Below are 20,850 nucleotides of genomic sequence, written 5' to 3' on the forward strand. Positions count from 1 at the left end.
ATGGAAGGAAGAAGTATTTGGTCATTCCATGGCCTTACAGGATATTTTATAGCAGTAGCTCTATTGCTTAGTATTTTGGCATTTCTTTCAACAGCTGCTATCAAAACACAAAGTGCTACGGCGCAGCAAAGTTATGAGGTTAAAGATCCTTTAGGCATCAAAAAATTTGGTCCAGATCTTGAAAACGAGAAGCATATAATAGTACATGGTACACCTGTTGGTGGAGATAAACTTCATAAATATCAATTTGTAACGAAGTGATACAATGACACAGGCAGCACCAAAACCGAACCGAGCCAAGGAGTACCTCAAGAACTGGATACCATACAGATACAAGAGGTATATAGTATTTGGGCTCGTAACAGTAATCAGTTTGGTGCTGCCGTGGATACGAATAAACGGTAATCACTTCTTTTTGTTAAACTTTGATCATAAACAGCTGCACCTCTTTTTCGTGCGCTTTGATATGCAAGAGCTCTACTTGATGCCGTTCTTGCTTTGGATCTTGTTTTTTGGGATCTTCTTTATTACCACTCTAGGAGGGCGTGTCTGGTGTGGATGGAGCTGTCCACAGACAATCTTTCGTGTGATTTATAGAGACTTAATAGAGACAAAACTGCTGCATCTGAGAAAAAGAATTAGTAATAAGCAAATTGAGCCAGATATGAGTAAACCAGAGAATAAGGTGAAAAAGCTTATAGCAATCTTGCTCTGGTCAGTTCTAGCTTTCATCGCAGCAGCAGATTTTATCTGGTACTTCGTACCACCAGAGGACTTTTTCCAATATATTCAAGATCCGGCAAACCATACCATTTTAATGGGATTTTGGATTGGAACTGCTCTCTTTTTAATCGCAGATGTAGTATTTATTAAAGAGAATTTCTGTATCTATATCTGTCCTTACGCAAGAGTGCAGTCGGTGCTCTATGATGAAGACACCTTCCAAACAGTCTATGACTATAAAAGAGGTGGACGCATCTATGATGAGCATGGAAACCTCATAGTGCATAATAAAAAAGAGCTCAAAGCTCAAAAAGAGGAAGCTGAGTGTACCTTGTGTGAATCGTGCGTAAAAGTGTGTCCTACCCATATCGATATACGTAAAGGGATGCAGCTAGAGTGCATCAACTGCTTAGAGTGTGCAGATGCATGTACAAAAGTGATGGGAGCTTTAGGAAAAGAGAGCTTGGTGCGCTGGACAAGTTACCATGCATTAGAGACTGGTGAGAAGACAAGAGTCTTTCGCTTTAGAATCATTGCATATATTGTTATGCTCACTATTGCATTTGTAGCACTCTTTTGGATGGGAAGTAAAAAAGAGCATATGCTTCTCAATATCAATAGAACAAGCCAGCTCTATAAAATAGAGCCAGATGGGAGAGTAAAAAATACATACGTATTCCTCTTCCAAAATACAGAGAATAAAAAGCATAAGTACTACTTTGAAATAGTAAACAATAAAGATATTAAGATTGCAAGACCAAGTAAACCATTTAGTGTTATACCTGGTAAAAAAGTGAAAAAAGTTGTCATACTCTATACAGATAAGGTATTGGTAAAAAACACACAAAAAGATACACCAATACCAATCAAGATCAAAGCTTATGCGGTTGATGATCCGAAAAAGATTGTGGTCTATAGAGATACGATCTTTGTCTTCCCTCGTTGGGATATTTATCAAAAACATATTAAAAAATAGGAGGATATCATGGTAGATAAACTCGAAGCAATTATTGCATGGATGCTTCTCGGTACGGCAATTATTACTCTTTGGGCAGTTGCAACTCCACATCACGCTTATGTAGGTTGATGCCGTTGCAAGGTTTTTTTCAAAGGGCTTTTTTTGCCCTTTTCCTCTTAAGTACGTTGTTGTTTGGTGTTACACAAAACTTTATTCTTCTTAATGAAAATATTCTCCCTCAAAAGACAATCGAGAAGATCAATGCAATAGGAAATGAGCTCTATCAAAAGACTGGAGTTGGCGTTTTTGTAGCTGTTGTAAAAAAAATGCCTACTAAAAAAATTGTAGATTTTGAAAAGCAATTAACAAAAAAACTACAAGCTCCTTATGTATTATTGACATTAAGTGTTCAAGACAAGAAAGTAGATATTGTCAGTTCAAAAGATTTAGAAAGCAGTTTTGATAAAGAGGAGATTTTAAGTCCTCTTCCATGGAAAGGAAGTATTATTCCTCTACTCACTGCACACTTTAAAAATCAAAATGCTGCTATTGAAGCAGCAATCTTAAATGGTTATTCCGAAATAGCAGAGCAAATAGCAAAATATAAAAATGTTAATCTTAAAGAGGCTATAGGAAATACGAATAGAAATATTTATTATTGGTTGCGTATTCTCTTTTACTCTATAATAGCGTTGATTGTTTTAAATTTTATTTATAGGAGATATATAAAAGGATGAATAAAAACTATTGGCCTCATTTTATAATAGGACTTGTACTATTTGCAATTGGATTAGGCGTATGGACAGTTAAAACCGCAATAGATAACCCAGTAGAATTAGATGATACATATATGATGAAATATCAGCAGGTAGATAAAAATATCTATAATATTATGAAAATGAAAAAAGAGTTTAGTAAAAAATATAAGGTTGTACTACTAACAACAAAACTTGATTACCCAAATGCTACATTTCAATTTAAAATTTTGACTAAAGATGGAAAACCTGTAAGTGATGCTAAAGCAATGGTGCTTTTTACAAGACCAGATACTTCCAAATATGATATCAAAAAAAATGCAGAAGTAAAGAATGGTATGTATACGGTACGAGTGAAGCTTCCTCTGGCTGGAAGATGGAATGTGCTACTAAAAATCGAAGAAGGTAAGCTAACTGTTTATGAGAAATATAAGCTCTCCACACTTCGCGAAATGAAAAAGCTTAAAAATAGCTAAAATTAAGCAAAATATAAGCATTAAGCAAGTACAATCTCACTCATCAAAACTGCTAAAGGGTTGAAAAAGATGAAATTTACAAAAATGCTCAAACCGAATGAAGTCGAGAGAAAATGGCATGTGATTGATGCGGAAGGAAAGACATTTGGTCGATTGATTACAGAAATTGCGACACTGCTTCGCGGAAAGCATAAGCCAAGCTATACTCCACACGTAGATTGCGGTGATTACGTAGTTGTTATTAATGCTTCAAAAGTTAAAGTTACTGGTAACAAAGAAGCAAAAGAGTACCATAGACATACCGGATATTTTGGTGGAGTGAAAAGTGAAAAACTCGCTGTACTAAGAGAAAAAAATCCAGAAAAACTTTTTAAACTTGCTACTCGCGGCATGCTGCCAAAAACAAAACTAGGCCGTGAAATGCTTAAAAAACTTAAAGTATATCCAGGCAGTGAACATCCTCATACAGCACAAGTAAAGGGAAACTAAGATGAGTAGAATTTACGCAACAGGTAAAAGAAAAACAGCAGCAGCAAAAGTTTGGCTAAGTAAAGGTAGTGGAAAAATAGTTGTTAATGGAATGAGTCTTGATGAGTGGCTTGGAGGGCATGAAGCATTAAAACTTCGTGTAAAACTTCCTTTGGCGCTCACAAAGATGGAAGAGAGTGTAGATATAGTAGCAAAGACTTTAGGTGGGGGGTATGCAGCACAGGCTGATGCACTCAAACATGGAATTTCAAAAGCTCTTTGTGAAATGGATGAGAGTTTACGATCAGTTCTAAAACCTCATGGACTCCTTACGAGAGATGCAAGAGTCGTTGAAAGAAAAAAATACGGAAAGCACAAAGCAAGACGTTCTCCACAGTTTTCAAAAAGATAATTTCCTCTTTATCCAGCTTTTATGCCGGTCTCTTCTTTTATTTTTTGCAATCTTTAAAAAAGGATTTTCATGCTCAAAAATCTTACACCAGCTCAACTCAAGGAGCAAAAAGAGCAGGGTGCAGTTCTCATCGATATTCGCACACCCTATGAATGGAAACAAACTGGTGTAGTTCCAGGCTCACATCTTCTGACATTCTTTGATGATTATGGTAATTACGATATAGATAAATTTATGGATGAGTTTCAAAAACTTGTTCCAACAAAAGATACTCCTTTTGTTCTCATATGTCGTACGGGAAGCAGGACTTCAACTGTGGGTAATTTTTTGGCGAATCAAATGGGTTATAAAAATGCGATGCATCTTTCTGGTGGTATTTTTGCCTGGAGTGCTGATGGGAATAGCTTTGAGGCAGTCAAGCGCTAAAGCTTATACTCCTATTTGTGCTATAATGTCTATATGAAAAAGTTAGTTTTATTTACAACCATAATTTTAGAACTCTTCGCAGCGAAGATCTCATTTGAAGCTGGCAATAAACTGGATATGAAGGGATACTACTTCCAAGATAATTGTGCTATAGTATTTATTAATGGAAAAGTAGTAGGCGAAAAAAATGATATTAATGGTAGTGACATAGTAAAATTTGATATATATAATGACGGAAAATTGATAAAGAGTATTGATGTAGCTATACCTTTAGAGCAAGCTAAAGAACTTAATCTCAGTGTAAAGCTAGAAAATATGGAGGATAGGGTTTCTCCTGGAATTGCAATTGAATCAGAAGAGCTTGGTATATATGTAGATCCTTTGAAGCTCGAAAAAAAAGATGAAAATTGCTCAGATTTTCTTAATGCTCCAAAAGCTAAAAAAGAGCTACAATCTCTGTGTCCAAAACTCAGAATTCTTGGTATCAAGTGTGAGTAAAATCGAGATAGACTTTTGTCCCCTCTCCAGGTTTACTTTGTAGTGTAATATCAATATCAAGTTCTTCACAAAGTTTTTTAACGATGCTGAGTCCTATTCCTATTCCTCTATCACTCTCTTTGTAAAATCTATCAAAAACCTTTTGACTATTTTTGATACCTCTTCCATTATCTTCAATAATGATACGATTTTTTTCTATATAGATTTTTACAAATCCGCCTTTTTTATTATATTTGCAAGCATTTGAGAGGAGATTGTCTATAATGCGGATGAACAACTCTTTTTGTGTCATGAGTGATAAATCCTCTTTTGCAATGAGTGAAAATGTTAAATCTGGGTAGAGAGATCGAAAATATTCTACTCTCTCTTTGAGGAGAGTATTGAGTGAAACTTTTGTTTTGTCTGGTTTGATGTTTTTAAGAAAGAGTTTGAGATTATCTTGAAGTGCTACTATTGTATTTAAACTTTGCTCAATGCGGGATATAAAAGGACTTTTACACTCTCTTTTGAGCATACTGAGATTAATGAGCATAGATGATATTGGTGTATTAAAATCATGAAGAATATCTTTAATAAACTCTTGATTGATATGAAGAGCTTCACGGATAGGGCGTAAAGTGTAGAGTGTCAGTAGAAATGAAATTCCTAGAATAATAAGTGAAGCAAAAATGAACAAATAAATAATATTTTGCTTTAATTTTCCGATCTCTTTTTGGAAATTCTTATGTGAATAGGAGACTTTGAGGAGATATTTTTTTGAATTAGGTATGGGATAAAGAGCATAGAGTTCTTTTGGAGTAGTGTAGAGGCGGTTTGTCATAAGGCTTTTTTTCTTTGCTAAAAAATCGTACTGGAAATCTTTGCATTGCAATGTATAGCTACAAACTTGCATTCTTTTGAGCAAAAGCTGTTTGATATCTTGTATTTTATCGTTATAATAGAAAATAAAAATGATACTGAGAAGAATTTCGAGAAGTAAAAAGAAGAGAATAAAATTTTTAAGTAAAGACTCCTTTTCACTTCTATTCAAGAAAGTAGCCTTTTGAGCGAATATTCCTGATAGGAAGATTATATCTATTTTTGAGTTTATTTATTGTAACACGAAGAGCTACATCTGAAGGATTGTTCATATGAGACAGTAATCGCTCTTTAGGGACAATTTCATTGCGGTTTTCTATGAGGGTCTGGAGAATTTTAAATTGAATTTCACCGATTGTTTCAGGATGCCCATCTACTTTGACAATGTGATTGGCAGGGTCGAGTTGGAGATTCTCATAAGTAAGAAAATTTTGCTGTTGTGGTTGTTTGAATTTGGATTTGATGCGAATAAGAAGCTCTTCAGGAGGAAAAGGCTTTTTGATATAGTCGATAGCTCCCAATTCAAAAGCTTGCGCAATTGTATCAAGAGTTGTTAGAGCAGTAATAAATATAACTGGTGTATCGTCATCGGCTTCTTTGAGCTCTTTTATGATTTGTAGGCCACTTTCTCCAGAAAGATTGATATCAAAAAGATAGAGATCATACTTTTTTTGGAAAGTTTTATCTAATGCCTCTTCACCACTGTAGCCAACATCTACATGGAAACCTTCGCTCATAAGAAAATCGCGTAAACTATTAGCTAAAAGACGATCATCTTCAATGAGTAAAATATGCAAAGCTGCTCCTTATTGAGTATAAAAGTTTACCAAAATAGTGTTATGATATCGTTAAAAAATGAGGGTGTTAGGAATGAGAAAAGCAGTATTTCTTCTATTTTTTTCTTTTTCACTATTGGCATCAACACTACACCTCTCCATTGGTGCAAGCCCAAGTAGAATAAATCCTCTTCTTGCAACAGACAGTGCAAGTGCTGAGATTGCTGGATGGATCTTTAATGGGCTATTTAAATATGATAAAGATGGAAAAATAGTTGGTGACTTGGCACAAGAGTGGAGATTTCTCGATAAAAAAACATTATGGATTGCACTGCGAAAAGGTGTAAAATGGCATGATGGTAAACCTTTTAGCGCACAAGATGTTCTTTTTACTTACAAATTGGCAATTTCTCCAAAAATCTTTACACCCTATGCAAGTGAATTTCGCTATGTAAAAGATGTAGAAGTTATTGATGATTTACATCTCATAGTCCATTACAAAAAGCCTTACTTTAAAGCACTGCAAACATGGATGATGGGAATATTACCAAAACATATTCTCCAAAATGAAAAAGATCTTATGACAAGTAGTTTTAATCAGCATCCCATAGGTACAGGTCCCTATAAACTGCAAGGCTTTGAAGTTTCAAAAGATATTGTACTTAAAGCAAATAGTGACTATTTTGAACACCCTCCTCACATTGAAAGGATTGTATATCACTTTTTACCCGATCCTTCAACGCAATTTTTGATGTTAAAATCTAAAAAACTTGATGTTGGTGCTCTTTCGCCTTTACAGTTAGAGCGCCAAATTGATGAGGCTTTTCGATCATTTTATGCAATTTATGAACAACCAAGTCACAGCTATACCTATCTTGGATTTAATCTTAAAAATAAAAAATTTCAAGATAAGAGAGTACGAGAAGCAATTAATTTAGCAATTGATAGAGAGGAGATGATAAATATTTTGTTCTTTTCTCATGCAAGTATTTGTACAGGCCCCTTTATGCCTGGTACGTTTGCATTCGATCCGGAGGTAAAAGCTCCAAAACCCAATCGCATTAGAGCAAAGCAACTTTTAGCAGAAGCTGGATATAATGCAAAGCATCCGTTAGAGTTTGAAATAGCTACAAACTCTAATAACTCTCTCAGGATGTATGCAGCACAGATTATACAGTATCAACTGGCTAAGATTGGTGTGAAAGTGACTATTAGGGCTATGGAGTGGCAGGCCTTTTTGAATACAATCGTAACTCCACGCAAATTTGAGACTATTTTACTTGGATGGGCATTGGGGCTCACTCCTGATGCATATTCCATTTGGCATAGCGGGGAAGCAAAGCTTGGAGGTTTTAATCTCGTTTCATACAAAAATAAAGAGGTAGATAGGCTCATCAAAGAAGCAGAAACAACAATAAATTTGCAAAAACTCTCGCAAATTTATAAAAAGATTTTCCGCCTCATTGTAGCTGATATTCCCTATATCTTTTTGTATATTCCAAACTCAATTACGGTTGTCAATAAAAAGATCCAAAATGTTGAGCCTTCTTTGATAGGTATAATGCATAATGAAATAGACTGGATTAAACCATGAAAAAATATACAATTCTTTTTGATTTAGATGGTACGATTATTGATTCTACACCTGCTATTTTAAGAGGTTTTTCTTATGCATTTAATAAATTTGGCTTATCAACTCCTCCTCATGAGAAGATCTTATCCCTTATTGGCCATCCTCTTGATTTTATGTTTACTCATCTTGGAATCAAAGAGGATGTAGAGAAATTTGTAGATGCATACAAAGAACACTATAGAGTGATAGCAAAAGATTTTACAACACTCCTTCCTGGTGCAAAAGAAGCAGTGCAAGAGGCAGTAACATTTGCAAATCTTGCAGTTGTAACTACAAAAACTGGTGTTTATTCCATTGAATTACTGCAACATTTAGGATTAATGGACTGTTTTGAAGTAGTAATTGGGCGAGAAAATGTGATACATCCAAAACCGCATCCTGAACCTCTTTTGAAAGCTATGCATATATTGCAAGCACATAAAGAGTATACTTTTATGATAGGTGATACATGTCTTGATATGGAAGCTGCCAAAGCAGCCGAGGTAAAAGGCGTTGGAGTATTATGCGGATATGGAAACAAAGAGGAGCTGCAACGGTGTGCTCATTGGCTCAAGAAAGATGCATTTGAAGCAGTCTTGTTTATAAAAAAGTTATCAAAAAGTAATAATTAAGAGTTGTTTCATCTTATTTAAGAGATAATAGGTTCTAATAGTTATTTAAGATGGAGTTGATTACAATTTAGTATCAAAATTGCAAGAGGGAGAAACAATGTTAGAAATAAGATGGCATAGTCGTGCAGGACAGGGTGCCGTGACAGGGGCAAAAGGTCTTGCAGATGTTGTTGCAAATACAGGAAAATTTGTACAAGCTTTTGCTTTTTATGGCTCGGCAAAGCGTGGTGCTGCAATGACTGCGTATAATAGAGTAGATGACCAGCCTATTCTCAATCACGAAAAATTTATGAGACCAGATTATGTACTCGTAATAGATCCAGGCCTCACATATACAGCAGATATTACTGCAAATGAGAAAGAGAGTACAAAATATATTATTACAACACACCTCTCAAAAGAGGAACTTCTAAATTCCCAACCAAAATTGCAGGGAAAAGATGTTTATGTTGTTGATTGTATGCAAATTTCACTCGATACTATAGGAAGAGCAATTCCCAATGCACCAATGCTTGGGGCATTGATGAAAGTGTCCGGAATGTTTGAGCTTGACTATTTTCAAAATGCAATGAAAAAAGTTTTAGCAAAATTTCCTCAAAAGATAATTGATGCAAATATGGCTGCAATTGAGCGTGCTTACAACGAAGTGAAATAAAGGATAGATGATGGCAAAAGATCTCAAAGAAGTTAAAAGTATTGATGAGATAAAAGATTTAGGGTGGAATGAGATTATTCCTGGAGCTTCCCTTTTCTCTTTTACTGAACCAGTAGAAAATGTAGTAGAGGTGCCAGAAGAAGAGCGTCCATATGCCCCTACAAACTCACATGAGTGGCAAGTTGGAGATTGGCGGGTTGAAAAACCTGTTTACAATAGGGATCTCTGTATCGATTGTCAATTTTGCTGGGTATTTTGTCCTGATATTTCGATTTTAAGTCGTGATAAAAAGATGATAGGTGTAATTTATGAGCACTGCAAAGGGTGTGGAATTTGTGTTGAGGTGTGTCCAACAAATCCAAAATCTCTATTAATGTTTCCAGAGCATATGGATAACAATGAAGCACTTAATATGTGGCCAAAAAAAGAAGAGAAGAAGTAAAGGATAGCAAATGGCAAAAAAGTATGAGCTCAATGAAGTAGAAGTTTGGGATGGGAATATGGCTGCTGCGCATGCCCTTAGACAAGCGCAGGTAGATATCGTAGCAGCTTACCCAATTACTCCATCTACACCAATTGTACAAAACTACTCAAAGTTTTTAGCTGATGGATATGTAGATGGCGAATTTATTATGGTGGAATCTGAACACTCTGCTATGAGTGGCTGTGTGGCTGCAAGTGCTGCAGGAGTAAGAGCTGCAACTGCTACAAGTTCTCAAGGGTTTGCTTTGATGGTTGAGGTACTCTATCAAGCAAGCGGTATGAGGCTCCCAATCGTTTTGGCGGTAGTAAATAGGGCTCTTGCAGCCCCACTCAATGTCAACGGGGATCATTCGGATATGTATCTTGGACGAGATGCTGGATGGATCAATCTATGTTCATACAATCCACAAGAAGCATACGATTTAACATTAATGGCGTTTAAGATTGGTGAAGATCTAAATGTTCGCCTCCCAGTAATGGTACATCAAGATGGTTTTATCTGCTCTCATACTGCACAAAATGTAAGGCCTCTCCAAGATGAAGAAGCAGCAGAGTTTGTAGGTGAATATAAACCAGTAAATACGATGCTTGATGTTGCAAATCCTGTGACACACGGTGTGCAAACTGAAGAGGATTGGCATTTTGAGCATAAAGCGCGCCAACATCACGATCTTATGAATTCATTTGATACTATCAAAAAAGTGTTTAATGAGTTTAAAGAGAGAACTGGTAGAGAGTATGATCTTGTCTATACATATAAAATGGATGATGCAGATGTAGCTATTTTTGCCCTTGGGACAACTGTTGAGAGTGCAAGAATTGCAGCGGATCAGATGAGAGAGAAAGGTATTAAAGCTGGTGTTGTGAGCCTTAGAGTTCTTCGACCATTCCCGTTCAAAGAAGTGGCAGAGGCTCTCAGTAATGTTAAAGCAGTTGCAGCTATGGATAGAAGTGCTCCTGGTGGAACATTTGGTGCACTCTTTAATGAAATTAGTGCTGCACTTATGGCTCATGGAAAAGCGCCTATAATGTTGAACTATATCTATGGGCTTGGAGGGCGTGATACAACTATTAATATGCTCAAAGAAGTATATGAAGATCTTGATAAGTGTGCAAAAGCTGGTGAAGCTGTTGTACCATTGCAGCAATTTTTAGGACTTAGAGGTCCTAAGCTATCGTTTTATTAAGAGGGGGATGATATGGTAAAGAAGATTAAGAACTTAAAAGAGTTTTCACTCTCAAATGATAGATTTGAGGGTGCTAATTTAATGTGTCCTGGGTGTTCGCATAATATCATTGTACGTGAAGTACTTAATGCTACAGATGATCCTGTTATCGTTGCAACAGCAACAGGATGTTTGGAAGTATGTACTGCAGTATATCCTAAAACAAGTTGGGATGTAAGCTGGATCCATATCGGTTTTGAAAATGCAGCAGTAGCAGCAGCTACTGTAAGTGCAGCATATGAGGTAATGAAGAAAAAAGGTAAACTCCCACCTGCTACACAAAAGATGGTAGATGAGGGAAAAGAGCCAAAAATTGTAGCTTTTGCCGGAGATGGCGGAACATATGATATCGGTTTTCAGTCTTTGAGTGGGGCTTTTGAGAGAGGACACAATTTTATGTATGTCTGTCTTGATAACGAAGTCTATGCAAATACTGGAGGACAGAGAAGTTCATCTACTCCAATTGGTGCAAGTACAACTACAAGTCCAGCTGGAAGTGTGAGCTATGGTGAGAAGATGATGAAAAAGAGTATGGTAGAGATCATGGCTGATCATGGTGCGCCATATGTTGCACAGGTGAGTCCTAGTAAATGGAAAGATTTAGTCAAAAAGGTGCAAAAAGGTTTTGAAGTCTATGGGCCTGTGTATATAAATGCACAAAGTGCGTGTACAACAGAGTGGAAGCATGCTCCAGAAGATACTATTGAAGTGAGTGATCTTGGAGTTGATAGTTGTGTATGGCCACTCTATGAGATTATCAATGAGCGAGATGAGCATGGAATCATCTATAGTACAAAACTCAACATTACATATAGACCAAAAAATAAAATACCAGTAGAAGAGTATCTTGCTGCACAGCCAAGATTTAGACACCTTTTTAAACCAGAAAATAGACATATTATTGATCTCTGGCAAAAAGCAGTTGATACACGCTGGGAGTATCTACAAAGAAGAGAAGAAGCCGGCGTATAGCAATGAGCTATATCTACTCTACTATCAAAACAAAAGTACAGGAAGAGGCAAGGATGTTCGAATGTATCTCTAGTAGATACGAACTTCCTTACTGCCTTATGCTTGTATATTGTGATGCACGTGATGATATAGCAAAGATTATCAGGTCAAATATGAGATGTGCAGATAGAGTAGTCGAAATAGATGAGTATTACAGTGCAGTACTTTTTTTTATGAATAGGCCTGACTCATTTGTTGTAGTTGGAAATAAGATTCTCTATGTTCTTGAAAAGATGTATCCACAGACAAAAATTGCAATAGGAGTTGCTTGTAAAGAGAGATTAGACTCTGAAGATATTGTTGCTAAAGCCCTCCAAAATGTTTTAGATGCGAAAAATCAATCCACAAATACTATCGTAGACCATTTTTAATTTCAAAGGAAAATTTATGCCGTTATTAGAGAGTTTTTTGGTAGATCATACCAAAATGCCTGCACCTGCTGTGCGAAAAGCTAAAGAGATGGTAACACCTTGTGGTGATGCAATTACAGTGTATGATCTTCGATTTTGTCATCCAAATAAAGAGATTATGAGTGTGAAAGGAACACATACTTTAGAGCATCTTTTTGCAGGATTTATGCGTGATCATCTCAATAGTGATACAGTTGAAATCATAGATATTTCGCCAATGGGGTGTCGTACAGGATTTTATATGAGTGTTATTGGAAAGCCAAATGAACTCGATGTAGCACAAGCCTGGGAAAAGAGTATGCGAGATATTTTGGCTCTCAAAAGCATTGAAGATATACCAGAACTGAATATCTATCAGTGTGGAAGTTGCTACATGCACTCTTTAAATGAAGCACAAAAAATTGCAAAACATGTAATTGAAAAGGGTATCAATATTATGCACAATGAAGATCTTAAACTTGATCTTAGTGCGATAGATATTCATAAATGTGATGTAGATCCTCAAAGTGTAGTAGTTATCGGAGAGTAGTATGCTTGTGGTTATACCTGTAGCAAGTATCAATAATCAAGAGAGCTTAGTTTGTACAATTGCAGATGCAAAAAGTTTTGCATTTGTAAAATTAAGTGAGTCTATGCAAATAGAAAATATACAATTTAAAGAAAATTTTGCAAATGAGTTTTTTGACTATATTGTTACGCCAAAAAAAGATGATGAGCTTGATGAAGCTTATGAATTGGGAGCTCGTGCACTTTTAGCTAACAATGGGATGAGTATAGAAGATATCATTGAAGCTATGATGTTTCGTGAACTTGATGAAATTGTCTAGGAGCAAATAATGGCGCAATATATTTTGTGGCATAATCCACGATGTGCTAAAAGTAGGGAGGGTTTTAAACTACTAGAAGGTCTTGACGTAGAGGTGAGACGCTATATAGATAATCCTCCAACATGTGAAGAGTTGCAAGATGTACTCAATAAGTTGGGAATGAAACCGAGCGAATTGGTGCGAAAAAAAGAGAAACTTTTTCGCGAGCTTCATCTCAAAGATGCGAGTGAAGAGGAGATACTCAAAGCGATGTGTGAACATCCTCGCCTCATTGAGCGTCCAATTCTTATAAAAGGTGATAAAGCCGTACTTGGAAGACCTCCTGAAAGGTTCAAAGAATTAATTGATGAAGTATGAGCCTCGACTTAGTGCTGATGGTACAATAACGCTTTATTCAAAAGAGTATGATGAGTGTTACCACTCACTCCAAGATGGTGCACTGACTGAAGCACTTTTTAAACATGTAAAACCTGCATTTTCTCTTGTACAAAAACCTCACCTTCGCATTCTCGATATCTGCTTTGGCTTAGGAATTAATACTCTTACTACAATTGACTATTTTTTGCACGGCTCGCATAATATCCAATCTATTGAGATCTTTTCTCCAGAACTTGATAGCCAGCTTTTAGAGCAATTAAAAGATTTTTCATATCCAAAACCACTAATGCGCTATAGAGAAATATTACTGCAATTAATTGAAAATAAAGTTTATAAAAGCAAAAATATAAGAGTAGAGCTCTATATTGGGGATGCACGAGCATATGTGAAAAATTTACATGATATTGATATAGTGTATCAAGATGCATTTAGTCCAAAAAAAAATCCATTGCTATGGACGGTAGAGTATTTTAGTGATATAGCAAAATTATTGAGTGAAGAAGGAGTTGTGACGACTTATTCGATAGCTACTCCTGTAAGGCTCGCAATGTATGAAGTAGGATTAAATATCTATGAGCTGGAGAGAGAGGGGATTAAAAAGATAACTATCGCTAGCAAAAAAGAGCTTCCGCTAAAGAAAATTGATATGGAAATGAAGAAAAAACGCAGTACAGCCAAACCACTTACGGACGATATGTTTGAGAAGATATAGTATTGTTGTAGTAGTTATTATTATATTTTTTGTTCTAGCATATGAAAATGTGAAAGAGATTGAAACTTCATTTATTCAAAAATATATCCATCAAACATCTCTTGAGATAGAAAATGAGATAAAACTCAAACAATCATCTACTATGGGACTTGGCATTGCAACAAGTTACCACAAAGATATGAAAGAGTTTTTCCTTCACAATACTCCTTTAGATCTACATATATTATCACGACAGCTGCGTCAATTTACTCTTTACAAAAATATTCATTTTAAACTTTTTGATAGGAACGGAAATGTTCTCTATGCAACATTTAAAATATCTTCTCCTCATTGTGAAAAATTGGATAAGCTACAAAAGCCTTTACAGACAGATATAATTATTGATTGCTATGGAATACATTTTGCCTCTTTTGTACCTATCAAGAACAGTGGCTCCTTACTTGGTTATCTCGAAACGCAGAGCCAATTCAATTCTATTATCAAAGATCTCCAAAGATTTGGCATACTCTCTATTGTGCTATTAGATAAAAAATATTTTGATTTTGCAACAGAGATTAAAAAAGATATCCAAAAATATAAGGTAGTAGCTAAGCATCCCAATAAAGATTTTTTACAAGTACTTGCTAATGTAGATATAAGCCATTTTATAGCATCACAAAACCCTCTTGAAAAAGATGGCATGGTCATCTTTCGCTATCCCATTAAAAATATGGAAAACAAGACTTTGGGATGGATTATATATGGTAAGAAGAAGAGCCAAATTGTTGCCAATTATGTAAGTAACTCAATAATACTACGAATAGCGATAGTGGCATTTTTGCTTACTTTAGCACTGGTGTTACTTACAATTATTTTTGAAAGGGAGAAAAGTCGACAACAAAAGAGGCAGCTACAATATTTTTACAATATTCTCGATAAGTTACAAGAGATTGTCATTATCAATGATGGTAAAAATATGAAATATGCAAATGCAGTATTTTTTCAATATTTCAATGAGTATAAAAATTTACAAGAGTTTTTACAAGAGCACGAGTGTATATGTGATTTTTTTGTTGAAGAAGAGGGATTTATCTCATCGGTTATGCATGGTAAAAAATGGACAGAATATCTCCTTGAGCACAAAGATCGTCCATCGTATGTCAAAATTCACTATAAAAACAGAGAGTATATTTTTCAAGTAAAAGCAAACAGGATAGATGAAAAAGATTTTGTTGTTATATTTATCGATGTTACAAATAGTTTCAAAAAACAGCAAGTTTTACAAGAACTTGCTATTAGAGATCCTTTGACAAAAGTATATAATCGCTACTTTTTTGAAAAGAGTGCAGCAGAGAAAGTCCAAGAGGTAATACTTTTGGGCAATGATCTCCTCTTTGCTATGCTTGATATTGATTATTTTAAGTCAATCAATGATACCTATGGCCATGATAAGGGGGATCTTGTTCTAAGAGAGATTGCTGCTATTTTAAAACAGGAGTTAAGGAAAAGTGATTCTATTTTTCGTGTGGGTGGCGAAGAGTTTTTGATTATTTTTGCAACAAATGATATTCAAAAAGTTCTTGATAGATTAGAGTATATACGTCAAAAAATCGCTCAGCACTCCTTTAATGAGATTGACAAAAAGGTAACTATAAGTATTGGTGTAGCAAAATATAAAAAGGGTGAAAGTGTAGAAGATCTCTACAAGCGTACAGACAAAGCCCTCTATCAAGCAAAAGAGAGTGGGCGTAATAGATTAATTTATAGAGGAGAGAATGATGCTTGACGAAAATCTTAAAAGAGCGATGCTCAATATTGCCAGAATTGCAATAAAAGAGGAGTTTTTAGGGCATAAAGAGCTCACAGATGATGTAAAGAAAAGACTCATTGCTATGTTTCCAAAACTTGCCCAGCCTGGTGCAGTCTTTGTGACTATAAATGAGCGTAGCTCACTGCGCGGATGCATAGGATCTTTGGTAGCTTACAGGCCTTTGATTGATGATTTGATTGAAAATGCGAAAGCAGCAGCTTTTGGAGATCCGCGGTTTCCACCTTTGAGCCCTGAAGAGTTTGATGCAATTACTATTGAGATTTCGCTCTTGAGTGAGCCTAAGCCACTTACATATACAGATATTGAAGATCTTCGCAAAAAAATTCGTCCACTAGTAGATGGAGTGGTGCTCAAGCTCGATGGTCGCCAGGCTACCTTTTTACCACAAGTTTGGGAGGAGTTGAGAGATTTTGATCAGTTTTTCGCACATCTTTGTATGAAAGCGGGACTTCCTGCAAATTGCCTTGAATATCATCCAGAAATTTTTACCTATCAAGTAGAAAAATTTAGTGAAGAGGATTTTAAAGAGTGAATATTTATGATGGAGAGGTTCCAAGAGAGGATGAGGTCTTTACAACACTCCATAAAACAGATGCAATAGAGATTGTACGCATAATAAGCGGCGAAGTTGCAACACCTAAAGAGTTTATTGATACAAAAGATGAGTGGGTAGTACTGCTCAAAGGCAAAGCTAAGCTGCAGATGGATGAGAGAATTTATGAACTTGAAGCAGGAGATACACTCTTCATTCCTGCCAACACGTCACACTTTTTACTCTCTGTCACTCCTGGATCCCTTTGGCTAGCGGTGCACTATGATCCTAAAAGGTGTGGATAGATTTATAGATTGGCCCTTTAGGTGTAAGATGGCTTTCAATAAGATGAAGTTCTAATTCCAAAAATCCAAGGTTTTTGTGCTCATATTTGCGTATAGTGTGGAGAAATTTTTCAAAGTTTTTCAACTCTTTTATGCGACAAAGAGTAATATGGGGCAAAAAAGGTTTGTCATCTTCTTTTTGTAAAACCTCTAAAATTTTGTGGTGAAGTTTAATAATCTCCTCGTCATACGCTTTTGCATAGAGTATCTTTGCAGGAGTTCCAAAAAAACCTATTCCTTGAATAGGTACTCTTTTATGCTCATAGGTGATTTGTTGGAGCTGTTTTTTCAGCGGCACTGGCGTTGCCACCTCTCCTAAAAAGAGATAAGTAAGATGGAGATTACGTTTTTCTACCCATTTGCCTTTGAGAAAAGAGAAACTGTTTTTAATTCCTACATAATCATGCAGTTTTGCAAAAGAGGCTAAAAAAAGGCGCATGTATACTCCTAAAAGAGAGCTTGGATATGCTCAATTGTTTGCCAATCAACTGCTTTTTCTTTTTTAAACATATAATAGAGATAGCGTGCAAACATATCTGTTTCGATATTGACTCTGCGACCTATTTTATATGTAGAAAAGAGGGTGTGACGCATAGTAATTGGAATGATTGTAAGGCGAAAACTCTCTTCATACACATCATTGACGGTGAGGCTCACTCCATCAATAGCAATACTACCTTTTGGTATGATGAATTTGATATATTTTTTTGGAACTTTTATATGAAAATCTGTTGCATTGGTTTGTGGGATAATTTGAGTAATAGTGCCAACACAATCGATATGTCCTTGGACAATATGTCCTTCAAGTCTATCACTAAGACGCATGGCAGGTTCTATATGGACTCTATCTTTATAGTTTTCTAGTGCTATGACAGATCTCGTCTCATCTCCAAGCTCTACAGTAAATCCATCACTATGAAGTTGTGTGACACTCAGACACGCTCCGTTGATGGCGATGGAGTCTCCAATTTGGGGACGATATTGAGCATGAATGCGAAGATTTTTTCCATCAAATGTTTTGACTGTGGCGATTTCTCGAATGAGACCAGTAAACATATAGTGCCTTGATTTTTGGTAGTTTCTATAGTATAAATAGTCCAACTATTATAACGCATTTTGGAGTGAAGCTGTATGAAATATGATGTGATTGTCATTGGTGGAGGGCACGCTGGGATAGAGGCTGCTCTCGCAAGCGCTAAGATGGGCATGAAGACGCTCATGATAACCATTTTAGCAGAGCAAATTGGGGCTGCTAGCTGTAATCCTGCTATTGGAGGGCTTGCTAAAGGGCATCTTGTCAAAGAGATCGATGCACTTGGCGGGCAGATGGGACTTACAACAGATAAAATGGGTATTCAATTTCGTATACTCAACGCCTCCAAAGGCCCTGCAGTCAGAGGCAGCAGAGCCCAAATAGATATGGATAGATACCGTATCTTTATGCGAACAATAGTACTCAATACTCCAAATTTAGAAGTAAAGCAGGAGATGGTAGAGAGGCTTCTTACTAAAGGTGACAGTGTTGTTGGGGTAGAGACAAATTTAGGGAATGTCTACCATGCAAAAAAGGTGATTGTTACTACTGGGACATTTTTGCGTGGACTCATTCATATAGGTGAGATTCGTCAAGAAGCAGGAAGGGCTGGAGAATTTGCATCTAATGCTTTAAGTGATTCTCTCAAATCTCTAGGTCTAAATATGGGAAGACTCAAAACTGGAACTTGTGCAAGAATTGATGCAAAAACGATAGATTTTAGCAAAATGGAGATCCAGCCTGGAGATAAAAATCCGATTCCCTTTAGTTTCCGTACTCCAAGATCTACATTTAAACCAACGCAGCTTCCTTGCTATGTAACTTACACCAATGAGCGTACCCATGAGATTATAGAGTCAAATTTTCATAGAGCTCCTCTTTTTACTGGACAAATTGAAGGTATTGGACCTAGATATTGCCCAAGTATTGAAGATAAGATTTATAGATTTCGCGACAAAGAGCGCCACCATGTCTTTGTTGAGCCTCAAACATTAGAAGCCACAGAGTACTATATCAATGGCCTCAGTACCTCCTTGCCGCCTGATGTGCAGCTTGAGATGATTCGATCTATCAAAGGGTTAGAGCATGCGCAACCTGTACGCTATGGATATGCGATAGAGTATGATTATGTAGATCCGACTGAGCTTAAACACACACTAGAGACAAAAAAGATAAAAAACCTCTACCTTGCTGGGCAGATAAATGGTACCACTGGCTATGAGGAGGCTGCTGCACAGGGACTCATGGCTGGAATTAATGCAGCACTTGCCATTAAAGGGGAAGAGCCACTTATTTTACGCAGAGATGAAGCATATATCGGTGTACTTATAGATGACTTGGTTACAAAGGGTACTAAAGAGCCGTATCGTATGTTTACGAGTCGTGCAGAGTTTCGCCTGTTGCTGCGTGAAGATAATGCAGACTTGCGCCTCATGCCCTATGGACATAGACTTGGCCTCATAGATGAAGATACTTATGGAAAAATGATGAAAAAGCGTGAAGAGATAGAAAAAGGGATAGCCTATCTTGAAGAAAATTTTCTCACTCCTACAAAAGGGAATCTTCAGTTTTTGCAAGAGATAGGCGAAGAGAAAATTACAGATAAGACTAGCCTCAAAAATATCGCTGCGCGTGCTGGATTTACGATTGAAAAGCTTGAAAAACTAGCTCCAATGATTAAAGACTTTAGTGATGAAGCAAAAGAGCAGATTTTAATTGAAGCGAAATATCACCAATACATAAAAAAACAGAAAGAGCAGATTGCACGTATGGAGCAGCTTTTAAGTGTAAAAATTCCTGAAGATCTCGATATTGATGCAATTAGCGGTTTGAGTAATGAAGTTAAAGAAAAACTCAAAAAATTCAAGCCTCCTACTCTCTTTGCAGCAAGTGAGATTAGTGGTATTACTCCAGCAGCTATCGAGATACTCCATATCTACATCAAAATGAGAGAAAAAGGGAAGAAATGACAATCTATTTCTATGCACAAACGGATAACAGAACAGGGCTTGATAGATTACGCCGCACAGTGGCGCTACTCAAAGAGTTTAGCGAATTTGATACATATCTCATGACTACAGAGTTTCGCTCTGCAACATATGCAAAGCGTGTTTTAGGAGCAAAAAAGGCTGTGGGAATAGAGGATTTTCGTAATATTGGAACAATTTGCGAAAGAGGCGATATTATCATATACGATAGTGATGAGCATAATCCTACAATTCATCAGGAGATGATCCAATATTTTGGAAAGTTCTTCCGTATCAGTTATGATCCTGATGTTTTGCCAATTGAAGGAGAGTTTCTCATCTCACCTCATAAGGTTGGTGAGCGAATTATAAATGGTATATTGATTGATAGAGACTATTTTGGAGAGTTTATGAAAGAAAAAAGAGTCTTTTTTTATGGTGATAGTGACTACGAAAAAAAGATTGTATCACTAAGTAAAGACCTCAAAGAGTTTGAATTAGATCTTTTAGAAGGTTTTTACTTTTTTGTAGATATATCAGAAAAAGTGAAGTATTATTTCAAAAATATTTATGATGCTGAGGATTATCCAGAAATTTTACAGAGTGCTGCACTTTTTATCTCTCATTCAGCGCAAAGTGCACTAGAAGCTGCTGCAACTGGTGCAAAAACAATCTATTTTGGTCAAGATGAAGCATATGAGCAGATTTTGCAAAGAGCAGGAGTAGTGCATATTGGAGATTTTTCGAAGATACGATTGCAAGAAGCGATTTTGCAAAATCAGTTGCCAAAAACCGACTTTTTACGCAACTCGAGTGTCGAAAAAGTGGCAAAAGAGATTAAGTCTCTCATCAAAAGCAATTGTTAACT

General features: G+C 36.3%; 28 protein-coding genes. 24 read left to right on the plus strand and 4 right to left on the minus strand.

Annotation, left to right across the window (positions count from 1 at the left end; genetic code table 11):
- The 8 genes from NITER_RS09775 to NITER_RS09810 all read left to right on the plus strand — a co-directional run bounded on the left by NITER_RS09775 (position 1) and on the right by NITER_RS09810 (position 4,716).
- Complete coding sequence (locus NITER_RS09775; protein ID WP_084274738.1) at positions 1-261, plus strand: DUF4006 family protein; 261 nt, start codon at positions 1-3, stop codon at positions 259-261.
- 4 nt (positions 262-265) lie between these two features.
- On the plus strand, positions 266-1,699 hold the full coding sequence (ccoG, locus tag NITER_RS09780) for a cytochrome c oxidase accessory protein CcoG (protein ID WP_197685263.1): 1,434 nt from the start codon (positions 266-268) through the stop codon (positions 1,697-1,699).
- A 170-nt stretch (positions 1,700-1,869) separates the two neighbouring features.
- Positions 1,870-2,418: a TPM domain-containing protein gene (locus NITER_RS09785; protein WP_159445284.1), complete on the plus strand. Its 549-nt coding sequence runs from the start codon at positions 1,870-1,872 to the stop codon at positions 2,416-2,418.
- The gene (locus NITER_RS09790) at positions 2,415-2,912 is read left to right on the plus strand and encodes a FixH family protein (protein ID WP_084274736.1); all 498 of its coding nucleotides are present in this window, start codon (positions 2,415-2,417) and stop codon (positions 2,910-2,912) included. Before NITER_RS09785 ends, NITER_RS09790 begins: the two co-directional genes overlap by 4 nt.
- Positions 2,913-2,981: 69 nt before the next feature.
- Positions 2,982-3,401 carry a 50S ribosomal protein L13 gene (rplM, locus tag NITER_RS09795; RefSeq protein ID WP_084274735.1) on the plus strand — a complete coding sequence of 140 codons (420 nt, stop codon included), beginning with the start codon at positions 2,982-2,984 and terminating at the stop codon, positions 3,399-3,401.
- A 1-nt stretch (position 3,402) separates the two neighbouring features.
- Positions 3,403-3,792, plus strand: a complete 390-nt coding sequence (rpsI, locus tag NITER_RS09800) for a 30S ribosomal protein S9 (protein ID WP_084274734.1) — start codon at positions 3,403-3,405, stop codon at positions 3,790-3,792.
- Positions 3,793-3,861: 69 nt separating this feature from the next.
- Positions 3,862-4,218: a rhodanese-like domain-containing protein gene (locus NITER_RS09805; RefSeq protein WP_084274733.1), complete on the plus strand. Its 357-nt coding sequence runs from the start codon at positions 3,862-3,864 to the stop codon at positions 4,216-4,218.
- A 33-nt stretch (positions 4,219-4,251) separates the two neighbouring features.
- Positions 4,252-4,716 carry a hypothetical protein gene (locus NITER_RS09810; protein WP_084274732.1) on the plus strand — a complete coding sequence of 155 codons (465 nt, stop codon included), beginning with the start codon at positions 4,252-4,254 and terminating at the stop codon, positions 4,714-4,716.
- Here the strand turns inward: NITER_RS09810 and NITER_RS09815 are convergent.
- Both NITER_RS09815 and NITER_RS09820 read right to left on the minus strand, forming a co-directional pair.
- Positions 4,703-5,746: a sensor histidine kinase gene (locus NITER_RS09815; RefSeq protein WP_084274731.1), complete on the minus strand. Its 1,044-nt coding sequence runs from the start codon at positions 5,744-5,746 to the stop codon at positions 4,703-4,705. The genes NITER_RS09810 and NITER_RS09815 overlap by 14 nt on opposite strands.
- Positions 5,739-6,371: a response regulator transcription factor gene (locus tag NITER_RS09820; RefSeq protein WP_084274730.1), complete on the minus strand. Its 633-nt coding sequence runs from the start codon at positions 6,369-6,371 to the stop codon at positions 5,739-5,741. The genes NITER_RS09815 and NITER_RS09820 overlap by 8 nt, the downstream gene beginning before the upstream one ends.
- Before the next feature lie 73 nt (positions 6,372-6,444).
- Here NITER_RS09820 and NITER_RS09825 point away from each other — a divergent pair, with 73 nt between their 5' ends.
- The 14 genes from NITER_RS09825 (at position 6,445) to NITER_RS09890 (ending at position 16,943) form a co-directional block, all read left to right on the plus strand.
- Positions 6,445-7,944: a peptide-binding protein gene (locus NITER_RS09825; RefSeq protein WP_084274729.1), complete on the plus strand. Its 1,500-nt coding sequence runs from the start codon at positions 6,445-6,447 to the stop codon at positions 7,942-7,944.
- Positions 7,941-8,594 carry an HAD family hydrolase gene (locus NITER_RS09830; protein WP_084274728.1) on the plus strand — a complete coding sequence of 218 codons (654 nt, stop codon included), beginning with the start codon at positions 7,941-7,943 and terminating at the stop codon, positions 8,592-8,594. The genes NITER_RS09825 and NITER_RS09830 overlap by 4 nt, the downstream gene beginning before the upstream one ends.
- Positions 8,595-8,691: 97 nt before the next feature.
- A complete protein-coding gene (locus tag NITER_RS09835) occupies positions 8,692-9,249 on the plus strand; it encodes a pyruvate flavodoxin oxidoreductase subunit gamma (protein ID WP_084274727.1) in 558 nt (185 codons plus the stop codon).
- Between the two features lie 10 nt (positions 9,250-9,259).
- Entirely contained in the window at positions 9,260-9,691 is a 432-nt protein-coding gene (locus tag NITER_RS09840; RefSeq protein ID WP_201337575.1) for a 4Fe-4S dicluster-binding protein, read from the plus strand.
- A gap of 10 nt (positions 9,692-9,701) precedes the next feature.
- Positions 9,702-10,919 carry a 2-oxoacid:ferredoxin oxidoreductase subunit alpha gene (locus NITER_RS09845; RefSeq protein ID WP_084274726.1) on the plus strand — a complete coding sequence of 406 codons (1,218 nt, stop codon included), beginning with the start codon at positions 9,702-9,704 and terminating at the stop codon, positions 10,917-10,919.
- Positions 10,920-10,931: 12 nt separating this feature from the next.
- Positions 10,932-11,930, plus strand: a complete 999-nt coding sequence (locus NITER_RS09850) for a thiamine pyrophosphate-dependent enzyme (protein WP_084274725.1) — start codon at positions 10,932-10,934, stop codon at positions 11,928-11,930.
- Positions 11,931-11,932: 2 nt separating this feature from the next.
- Positions 11,933-12,340, plus strand: a complete 408-nt coding sequence (locus NITER_RS09855) for a hypothetical protein (protein ID WP_084274724.1) — start codon at positions 11,933-11,935, stop codon at positions 12,338-12,340.
- Positions 12,341-12,356: 16 nt separating this feature from the next.
- Positions 12,357-12,908, plus strand: a complete 552-nt coding sequence (gene luxS, locus NITER_RS09860; protein WP_084274723.1) for an S-ribosylhomocysteine lyase — start codon at positions 12,357-12,359, stop codon at positions 12,906-12,908.
- A gap of 1 nt (position 12,909) precedes the next feature.
- Complete coding sequence (locus NITER_RS09865; RefSeq protein WP_084274722.1) at positions 12,910-13,206, plus strand: hypothetical protein; 297 nt, start codon at positions 12,910-12,912, stop codon at positions 13,204-13,206.
- Positions 13,207-13,215: 9 nt separating this feature from the next.
- Positions 13,216-13,563, plus strand: coding sequence for an arsenate reductase (glutaredoxin) (gene arsC, locus NITER_RS09870; protein WP_084274721.1), 348 nt, complete (start codon positions 13,216-13,218; stop codon positions 13,561-13,563).
- Positions 13,553-14,296 carry a tRNA (5-methylaminomethyl-2-thiouridine)(34)-methyltransferase MnmD gene (locus NITER_RS09875; RefSeq protein WP_084274720.1) on the plus strand — a complete coding sequence of 248 codons (744 nt, stop codon included), beginning with the start codon at positions 13,553-13,555 and terminating at the stop codon, positions 14,294-14,296. Before arsC ends, NITER_RS09875 begins: the two co-directional genes overlap by 11 nt.
- On the plus strand, positions 14,283-16,061 hold the full coding sequence (locus NITER_RS09880) for a GGDEF domain-containing protein (RefSeq protein WP_084274719.1): 1,779 nt from the start codon (positions 14,283-14,285) through the stop codon (positions 16,059-16,061). Before NITER_RS09875 ends, NITER_RS09880 begins: the two co-directional genes overlap by 14 nt.
- Positions 16,054-16,638, plus strand: coding sequence for an AmmeMemoRadiSam system protein A (gene amrA / locus NITER_RS09885; protein WP_084274718.1), 585 nt, complete (start codon positions 16,054-16,056; stop codon positions 16,636-16,638). The genes NITER_RS09880 and amrA overlap by 8 nt, the downstream gene beginning before the upstream one ends.
- Positions 16,635-16,943, plus strand: a complete 309-nt coding sequence (locus NITER_RS09890; protein WP_084274717.1) for a cupin domain-containing protein — start codon at positions 16,635-16,637, stop codon at positions 16,941-16,943. The genes amrA and NITER_RS09890 overlap by 4 nt, the downstream gene beginning before the upstream one ends.
- Here NITER_RS09890 and thpR read toward each other — a convergent pair.
- Together thpR and ribE are read right to left on the minus strand one after the other, a co-directional pair.
- Entirely contained in the window at positions 16,927-17,421 is a 495-nt protein-coding gene (gene thpR, locus NITER_RS09895) for an RNA 2',3'-cyclic phosphodiesterase (protein ID WP_084274716.1), read from the minus strand. The two genes, NITER_RS09890 and thpR, sit on opposite strands and share 17 nt — an antisense overlap.
- An 8-nt stretch (positions 17,422-17,429) precedes the next feature.
- On the minus strand, positions 17,430-18,038 hold the full coding sequence (ribE, locus tag NITER_RS09900) for a riboflavin synthase (protein WP_084274715.1): 609 nt from the start codon (positions 18,036-18,038) through the stop codon (positions 17,430-17,432).
- 75 nt (positions 18,039-18,113) lie between these two features.
- Between ribE and mnmG the strand changes: the two genes are divergently transcribed.
- Positions 18,114-19,985 (plus strand): tRNA uridine-5-carboxymethylaminomethyl(34) synthesis enzyme MnmG, encoded by a 1,872-nt coding sequence (gene mnmG / locus NITER_RS09905; RefSeq protein ID WP_084274714.1) that lies wholly within the window; start codon positions 18,114-18,116, stop codon positions 19,983-19,985.
- Positions 19,982-20,848, plus strand: coding sequence for a hypothetical protein (locus NITER_RS09910; protein ID WP_084274713.1), 867 nt, complete (start codon positions 19,982-19,984; stop codon positions 20,846-20,848). Before mnmG ends, NITER_RS09910 begins: the two co-directional genes overlap by 4 nt.
- Positions 20,849-20,850 lie beyond the last annotated feature (2 nt).

The sequence above is a fragment of the Nitratiruptor tergarcus DSM 16512 genome, from assembly GCF_027946175.1.
Taxonomy (GTDB): Bacteria; Campylobacterota; Campylobacteria; order Campylobacterales; family Nitratiruptoraceae; genus Nitratiruptor; species Nitratiruptor tergarcus.